At 72.3% G+C, this 7,463-nt stretch carries 7 protein-coding genes and 2 pseudogenes; 2 read left to right on the top strand and 7 right to left on the bottom strand.

The window, feature by feature from the left end; genetic code table 11:
• From AC1D01_RS14405 to AC1D01_RS14380, 6 genes and pseudogenes are all read right to left on the bottom strand, one after another.
• Positions 1-207, bottom strand: a pseudogene (locus AC1D01_RS14405) (hypothetical protein); the annotation flags it as partial.
• A 48-nt stretch (positions 208-255) separates the two neighbouring features.
• Complete coding sequence (locus tag AC1D01_RS14400) at positions 256-1,539, bottom strand: solute carrier family 23 protein (RefSeq protein ID WP_477867306.1); 1,284 nt, start codon at positions 1,537-1,539, stop codon at positions 256-258.
• A 236-nt stretch (positions 1,540-1,775) separates the two neighbouring features.
• Positions 1,776-1,952 carry a hypothetical protein gene (locus tag AC1D01_RS14395; RefSeq protein ID WP_477867304.1) on the bottom strand — a complete coding sequence of 59 codons (177 nt, stop codon included), beginning with the start codon at positions 1,950-1,952 and terminating at the stop codon, positions 1,776-1,778.
• 12 nt (positions 1,953-1,964) lie between these two features.
• A complete protein-coding gene (locus AC1D01_RS14390; RefSeq protein WP_477867302.1) occupies positions 1,965-2,201 on the bottom strand; it encodes a hypothetical protein in 237 nt (78 codons plus the stop codon).
• Between the two features lie 304 nt (positions 2,202-2,505).
• On the bottom strand, positions 2,506-3,381 hold the full coding sequence (locus AC1D01_RS14385) for an alpha/beta hydrolase (RefSeq protein ID WP_477867300.1): 876 nt from the start codon (positions 3,379-3,381) through the stop codon (positions 2,506-2,508).
• 188 nt (positions 3,382-3,569) lie between these two features.
• Positions 3,570-4,172, bottom strand: a complete 603-nt coding sequence (locus AC1D01_RS14380; protein WP_477867298.1) for a TetR/AcrR family transcriptional regulator — start codon at positions 4,170-4,172, stop codon at positions 3,570-3,572.
• A 142-nt stretch (positions 4,173-4,314) separates the two neighbouring features.
• Between AC1D01_RS14380 and AC1D01_RS14375 the strand changes: the two genes are divergently transcribed.
• A complete protein-coding gene (locus AC1D01_RS14375) occupies positions 4,315-6,153 on the top strand; it encodes a sensor histidine kinase (RefSeq protein WP_477867296.1) in 1,839 nt (612 codons plus the stop codon).
• On the opposite strand, the gene AC1D01_RS14370 is transcribed toward AC1D01_RS14375, so the two are convergent.
• On the bottom strand, positions 6,154-6,993 hold the full coding sequence (locus AC1D01_RS14370; RefSeq protein WP_477867294.1) for an AraC family transcriptional regulator: 840 nt from the start codon (positions 6,991-6,993) through the stop codon (positions 6,154-6,156). It lies immediately after the preceding gene.
• 27 nt (positions 6,994-7,020) lie between these two features.
• On the opposite strand from AC1D01_RS14370, the pseudogene AC1D01_RS14365 reads away from it, so the two are divergent.
• Positions 7,021-7,463 (top strand): annotated as a pseudogene (locus tag AC1D01_RS14365) (hypothetical protein); the annotation flags it as partial.

Genomic DNA, 7,463 nt, shown 5'->3' with positions numbered 1-7,463 from the left:
CGTGTCGGATGGGCGGGCGCGGCCGGTCGATTCGAATTCGGCGAACGCGCTGTCGGATGCGGCAGCCTGCGGTGCCGAGGCAGCGGCCGGCGTCGGCGTGGACGCCGGCACCGGCGCGGCGCGCGCACCGCCGCACGCGAGCGCGGCGATCAGCACGCAGCTCAGGCGCAGGGGGAAAGCCCCAGGGGCACGCAGGATCGGGTCCATCGGTGGATATCGACCAGCAAGTGGTGGACCTGAGCGCGGTCCGGATGCTCAGCGGCCAGGACGGCGCCGCAGCAGCGCATGCAGCAGGATGGCACCGAAGGTCGCGGTGCCGATGCCGCCGAGCGTCAGGCCGCCGAACTTCAGCGTGTAGTCACCGGTGCCGAGGATCAGCGTGACCGCGGCGACGATCAGGTTGGTGTTGTCGCCGAAGTCGACCCGGTTGTCGACCCAGATCTTGGCGCCGGCCACCGCGATCAGCCCGAACACGACGATGCTGACGCCGCCCATCACCGCCAGCGGGATGGCCTGGATCAGCGCACCGAACTTGGGACTGAAGCCGRGCACGATCGCGATCAGCGCGGCGACCACGAACATCGCGGTCGAGTAGATCTTGGTCGCGGCCATCACGCCGATGTTCTCGGCGTAGGTCGTCACGCCGGTGCCGCCGCTCGCGCCGCTGACCATCGTCGCCAGGCCGTCGCCGATGAAGGCGCGGCCCATCAGCGCGTCGAGCGGCTTGCCGGTCATCGCGCCCACCGCCTTCAGGTGGCCGAGGTTCTCGGCCGCCAGGATCACCGCGACCGGCGCGATCAGCAGCATCRCGTCGGCCTGGAACACCGGCGCCGCGAAGCCGGGCAGGCCGAACCACGCGGCCGCGGCGACGCCGGACAGGTCGAGCGGCTTGCCCAGCCCGAAGCCGTTGGCGAGCACCGCGTAGACGACGCTCGCGAGCAGCAGGCCGACCAGGATCAGCAGCCGCTGCGTCATGCCGCGCGTGTACACCGCGACCAGGCCGACGCTCAGGAACGTGACGGCCTGCATCCAGGCGTCGAACGACGTCGGTGCCATGTTCTTGATCGGCACGCCCGCCAGGTTCAGGCCGATCACCGCGACGACCGCGCCGGTGACGACCGGCGGCATCAGCGACTCGATCCACGCGGTGCCGGCGGCCGTGACGGCCAGCCCGATCAGCAGCACGACCGCGCCGCAGGCGACGATGCCGCCGAGTGCGACGCCCAGGTTGGCGTTCGGGCCGTGCCCGCCGTAGCCGCTGGCGGCGATGACCACGCCGATGAACGCGAAGCTCGAACCCAGGTAGCTCGGCACCTTGCCGCCGACGACGACGAAGAAGATCAGCGTGCCGATGCCGCTCATCAGGATCGCGACGTTCGGGTCGAACCCCATCAGCAGCGGCGCCAGCACGGTGGCGCCGAACATCGCGATCACGTGCTGCACGCCCATCGCGAAGGTCTGCGGCCACGGCAGGCGCTCGTCGGGCGCGACGACCACGCCGGGTTGGGCGCTGCGGACGCGCCAGGTGGGGAGGGACATGTCGTGCTCCTGTGTTCTTCTGCGTTGCGCACCCGGGGCGGTGCGCGACGCAGTGTAGGAGCGCGGCAGAAACGAGTCACCCGGGCCGGCACCGATGGTCGGCGCGCCCGGGTGGCGGTGGGGAAACGGAATTCGACGGATGTGAAAAAAGAGGGGAAACGGGACAGGTGCCGGGGGCTCGCTCTCATCCACCCCGGCTTGCCCGTTCCCCCTTGGACGTCACATACGTCTGGAAATCAACGCGTGCCGCGGACGCTGCCGGGCGGCGGGAACAACGACAGCTGCGCCGGAGCGCGGCTCGATTGCAGGACCTTGAACGACCGATCGGTCGAGTTCCCGGCCTGCGGCGTGATGCGCGTCACGCTCGGCTGGGTCGTCGGGCGGACGATCATGTGTTCGGTGCGGGGTGCCATCGCGAGGCCCCTTCAGTGGCCGACCAGCCATTGGCTGGGGGCGAATTCGCTCGGGCGCACGGTGACCATCTCGGCCGCGGCCGGCGACAGCACGTTGGCGGCACGGGCCAGCCAGTGCCTGACGTTGCCACCGCCCTGCCCGGTCGCGGGCTGCGCCAGGCGCAACAGCGACGAGGCGCCGCCGCGGCAGCTCGGGGTGGCCGGGCGGGCCCGGCGGGGAGAAGGCGTACGACGATGGAACAGCGACATGGCAACGACGTCCTTGTGTTGGAGCTGCTGCCGGTGTGTGGAGCGGGAGAGTCACCGGACTGGCAGTCTGTGCGCAGTCAAGCGCAGCTTCCATGCCAGCCCGGTTTCGGGTCTTGCGACCCTTCTTCGGACCAAAAATGCCGCGTGACGAAGTCCGTGCCGGCCGAATTGTGGCCAGACGGTAAGGTCGCGGTTACAGACTTGACCGGATTCGTCGATCCGCCGCACTTATTCCAACGGCGTTTTTCAACCACGGTTACAAGGGCCGGCAGCGACCGCTCAGGGGCCGTGCCGCGCCGCTCATCTATTTGGCACGCACGTGCTCGACGACGAGCCGGATGCCCTCCTCATCCGACAGCACCCGCCGGTGGCCGAGGCCGCGCGTCGTGGCCAGCGAGGCGTCGGGCAGGGCTTGCTGCAGTGCCCGGCTGCCGGCCAGCGGCGCAACGCGGTCGCCCTCGTCGTGCAGCAGCAGCGTCGGCTGGACCAGCCGCTCGCCCAGCCAGGCCGGCTCGAACTGCTGCAGTGGCACGCCCTCGCGGCGCTCGATCGCGGCGCCCATCCGCTCGGCCAGCCCGGCGCCCAGCCCGAAGCTGCCGCTGAACCAGTGCAGGAAGAGGCCGGGCGGCGGCGACGGGGCGATCAGCGCCAGCCGCTTCACCGGCAGGCCGCTGGCAGCGGCATGGCCGGCCGCCAGCGCGCCCAGCGAATGCGCGACCACGGCATGCAGCGGGCCGAGCCGGGCCGAGGCTGCCCACAGCGCGCGCACGAACTGCGGCAGCGTCGAGCGCCACGCGGCGCTGCGGCCGTGCGCCGGGAAATCCAGCAGCACCGGGGCGAAGCCGGCGGCCGCCAGCGCATCGCCGAGCGGCCGCATCTGCAGCGCGTCGCCGGCCCAGCCGTGCACSAGCAGCACGGTCGGCCGCCCGGCGGGCTGGTCGGCGCGGCGGTAGACCGCGACCGTGCCCTGCTCGAACGGCCAGTGCGACAGCAGCCAGCCGGCCGGCACGGCGCGCCGCCGCGCCGTCAGCTTCAGCGGCAGCGGCGTGAAGAACAGCCGCAGCGCGAGCCGCGTGCCCAGCCCGGGCGCGATCGACTGCATGCCGCGCAGCGCGGCACCGATCCAGCGCGCGCTGCGGCTGGCGGCGTAGAAGGCGGTGGCGGGGTTGGGCGTGCTCATCAGAAGCAGCCGAAATCGGCATTGCTGTGCGGCACGGCAGCCACCACGCGCCACAACGACAACGCGCCGCGCAGCAGCGCAGCGACGACCAGGGCGGACACGACGATCATCAGCATGGCAATCTCCTTGATTTCGCACGCACGTGCGAAATGTGTGGACAGGGAACGGCGAAAGGGGCGGGCATGGCTTCAGGCCTGGAGGGAGCGGATGATCCGCTCGTAGGCCGACCAGCAGCGGTCGGCGGCGCGCGGCTCGCGCAGGAAACGGGCTTCGCGCATCAGCGCGACGAACAGGCCGTCCATCTCGAAGACGAGCTGGTCGGCGTCGGTGTCGGCGCGCAGGTGGCCGGCGTCGATGGCCTGGATCACGGTGCGCTTGAGCGCGCTGCGCCAGCGCATCACGTGGTCGAGCAGCAGGTCGCGCAGCGGGCCTTCGCGGTCGTCGAACTCGAAGGCGCCGGCGCAATAGAGGCAACCGGTGCGGATCTCGACATCGCGCGCCCGCTGCAGCCACAGCCGCATGATCGCGTTCAGCCGCGGCAGGCCGCGCGGCTCGCGCATCGCCGGCACGAAGACATCCTGCAGGAAGCGGCGGTCGTACTCGTCGATCACCGCGATCTGCAGCGCCTCGCGCGAGCCGACGCGCGAGAACACGCCGCTCTTCGACAGCCCCAGGCGCCGGGCGACCTCGCCGATCGTCAGGCTGTCGAGCCCGTCGGCGGCGGCCATGCCGAGCGCGGTGTCGAGGATGGCGGCGAGCGTGAGCCCGCTGCGTTCGGTCCGGGTTTCCATGCGGCGCAATTTAGCACGATCGTGCGAAGTGTCAAGCCGGCTGCCGCGCACCGCCGGTACCACCCATCGACAGGGGCTGCGGCGCCGTGGTACACCGCGAGACGGCACGCGACGGGGTGGCGCGCCGGGAGAGAGGGAGCCGATGGCGCAGTCGGATGACGGATCGCGATTTCGCTGGCTGGTGGTCGGCCTGTGGCTGGTCGTGGTCGCGCTGCTGGCGGGGCTGAGCGCCTTCAGTGCCGACACGCTGTCGGCGGCCCGCGCGTATGTCGGCGGCGAGAGCCACTGGTCGAAGGGCCAGAAGGACGCGATCTACCACCTGTACCGCTACAGCGAATCGCACGACGAGTTCGACTACCGGCGCCACCTGGCGGCGCTCGCGGTGTCGCAGGGCGACCGGCTCGCCCGGCTCGAGCTCGACAAGCCCGTGCCCGACATGGCCGTGGTGCGCCGCGGCCTGCTGCAAGGCAGCAACCATGCGGACGACGTCGATGCGATGGCCCGCCTCTACCGGCGCTTCCGCCATGTCGGCTTCATGGCCGACGCCATCCGGACCTGGGTGGAAGGCGATGCGCAGATGGACGAACTGAGTGCGCTCGGGCGCGACATGCATGCCCGCATCCTGGCCGGCGACACCGGCTCGCCGGAGCTGCGCTCGCTGGTGAGGCGGATCCCGCCGCTGAGCGAGCGACTGACCGAACTCGGGATGCGCTTCTCCGGCTCGCTCGGCGAGGCCTCGCGCATCACGCGCCAGCTGGTGACGGCGGCCACGCTCGGGCTCGGCGCCCTGCTGGCCACGGCCGGCGTGTGGCTGACGATGCGCATGCACCACGCGCAGCGCCGCACCGAACAGGCGCTGCGCGAGAGCAACGAGCGGCTCGCGACGGCCGCCGAGGGTGCGCACATCGGCGTGTTCGACTGGGATGTCGACCGCGATCGGGTGCAATTCGATGCCCGCGCGGCCGCCCATTTCGGGCTCGACGATGACCCGGGCCCGCGCGACGGCGCGCAACTGGCGTCCGACCGGGTGGATCCGGCCGACCTGCCCGAGCTGCGCGAGGCGCTCGCGCGGGCCGTGCAGGGCGACGAGCTGGTGGCGCTGCGCTTTCGCGTGCTGTCGCGCGATGGCCGGGTGCGCCACCTGGAGATGAATGCGCGCCGCCACCAGGTCGACGGCCGGCGTGTGGTGGGCCTGCTGTGGGACGTGAGCGACGACGTCGAGGCCGAGCAGCTGCGCCTCGGCAAGGAGGCGGCGGAGCGCGCGAACCTCGCCAAGACGCAGTTCCTGTCGCGCGTGAGCCATGAGCTGCGCACGCCGCTGAACGCGGTGCTGGGCTTCGCCCAGTTGCTGCAGACCGACGAAGGCGAGCCGCTGACGAACCGGCAGGCGGCGCGGCTGCAGCATGTGCTCGACAGCGGCCAGCACCTGCTGGAGTTGATCAACGACCTGCTGGACCTGACGAGCATCGAGGATGGCGCGCTCGCGCTGTCGAACCGCGACGTCCCGCTCGCGCCGGCGCTCGGCGCGAGCCTGCGCCAGGTGGAGCCGCTGGCCTTGTCGATGGGCGTGACGCTGGCGATCGAAGGGGCGCAGGCGCTGGCCGTGCACGCCGATCCGCGGCGGCTGGAGCAGGTGTTCGCGACGCTGCTGTCGAACGCGGTCCGGTACAACCACCCCGGCGGACGGGCCTGGGTGGTTTGCGCGGAGGACGGCGCACGCGTCGTGGTGACGGTGCACGACACCGGGGTTGGCATCGACGCCGGGAAGCTCGCGCAGCTCTACCAGCCCTTCAACCGGCTGGGGGCCGAGAACACGCCGGTGCCCGGCAGCGGGCTCGGCCTCGTGATCACGCGGCTGCTGCTGCAGCGCATGGGCGCGACGATGGCCATCGACAGCGAGGTGGGCCGCGGAACGCGGGTGCGCGTGAGCCTGCCGCTGGCGCGCGTGGCGCGGCAGGAGGCGGTGCTCGAAGGGCGCTGATCAGCCGCGGCGCTGAAGGCCCATCTGCTGCTGGTAGCGCGCCGGCGTGACGCCGTACATGCCGGCGAAGCGGCGCGTCAGGTGGGCCTGGTCGGTGAGCCCGTTGTCGGCCGCCACCAGCGCGGGCGCGAGGCCGGCGGCCAGTTGCCGCTTCGCGCGGAACAGCCGCAGCGCCATCAGCATCTGGTGCGGCGTGGCATGGTGCCGCGCCTTGAAGCAGCGCTGGAAATGGAACGGGCTGAGCCCGGCGGCCTGCGCCAGGTCGGCCAGCGTCAGCGGCTCGGCCAGGCGGTCGTGCATCAGCTCGATCGCGCGTTGCAGCGGCGCGTGGCCCTCGCCTGCGCGCTCGGGCGGGCCGCGGCGTGCATGCGGCTGCACCGCCTGCAGCAGGTCGAGCAGCGCGCCGTCGAAGGCGAGCGGTGCATCGGCCGCCCACAGCGCCTGCAGGGCCAGGCTCGCGCGCTGCGCACTTGCTTCATGCCGCAACACCGGCGCGGCGAACGACCAGTCGGCCTCGCCGGCCACCTCGCGCAGCAGCGCGGCATCGACATACGCCATGCGGTAGCGCCAGCCGTGCGCGGTCTCGGCGCGGCCGGTGTGCAGCACGTCGGGGTTCATCAGCACCAGCGATTGCGGCGGTGCCAGGTGCTCGCTGCCGCGGTAGCGGAAGCGCTCGACGCCGGCATCGATCACGCCGAAGCCGTAGGCCTCGTGCGTGTGCGGCTCGAACGCGTAGCGCACGATGTGCGCCCGGTACAGCTCGATGCCGCCGCGGTGCGCGGGCTGCTTGAACTGCGCTCGGTCGCTGGCGTGCTCGAATCGGGCGGGGACGGCTTCCACCGCACGATGATGGCATGCTCGGGGGCGATGAGTGCCTTGCCCGTCCTCCCGCTGCACCCGGCCGACAGCTTGCGCGTGTCGGACCAGGAGCGCGCGACGCTCGCGCAGTTCGTGACGCTGTCGATCGTGCTGCACGTGCTGGCGGTGATGTGGGTCGGCACGCAGACGGGACGCTCGGACGGCGGCGCTGCGCCGCGGGCCGATGCGTGGGGGCCGCTGCGGGTCACGCTGGCACCGCCGCCGGCGCCACGTGCTCCGACCGCGCCGCGGGCCGTGGTGAGCCCGCCGCCACCTCCGCGACCTTCACCGCCACCACCCCCGCGCGCGCAAGCCCCGGCACCCGCGCTGCCGCCGCCGGCGCCTCCTCCGGCACCGAAGGTCGAGCTGCGCACGATGCCCGCGCCGGTGCCGGCCGCCCCGCGCATCGAACGCCCCCAGCCCGCCGCACCGGTGCCCGAGCCCCGCGTGTC

The sequence above is a fragment of the Rhizobacter sp. P3_B12 genome, assembly GCF_056402895.1.
The sequence above is the reverse complement of the archived record's forward strand: the minus strand, read 5'-3'. Positions and strand labels throughout refer to the sequence as shown.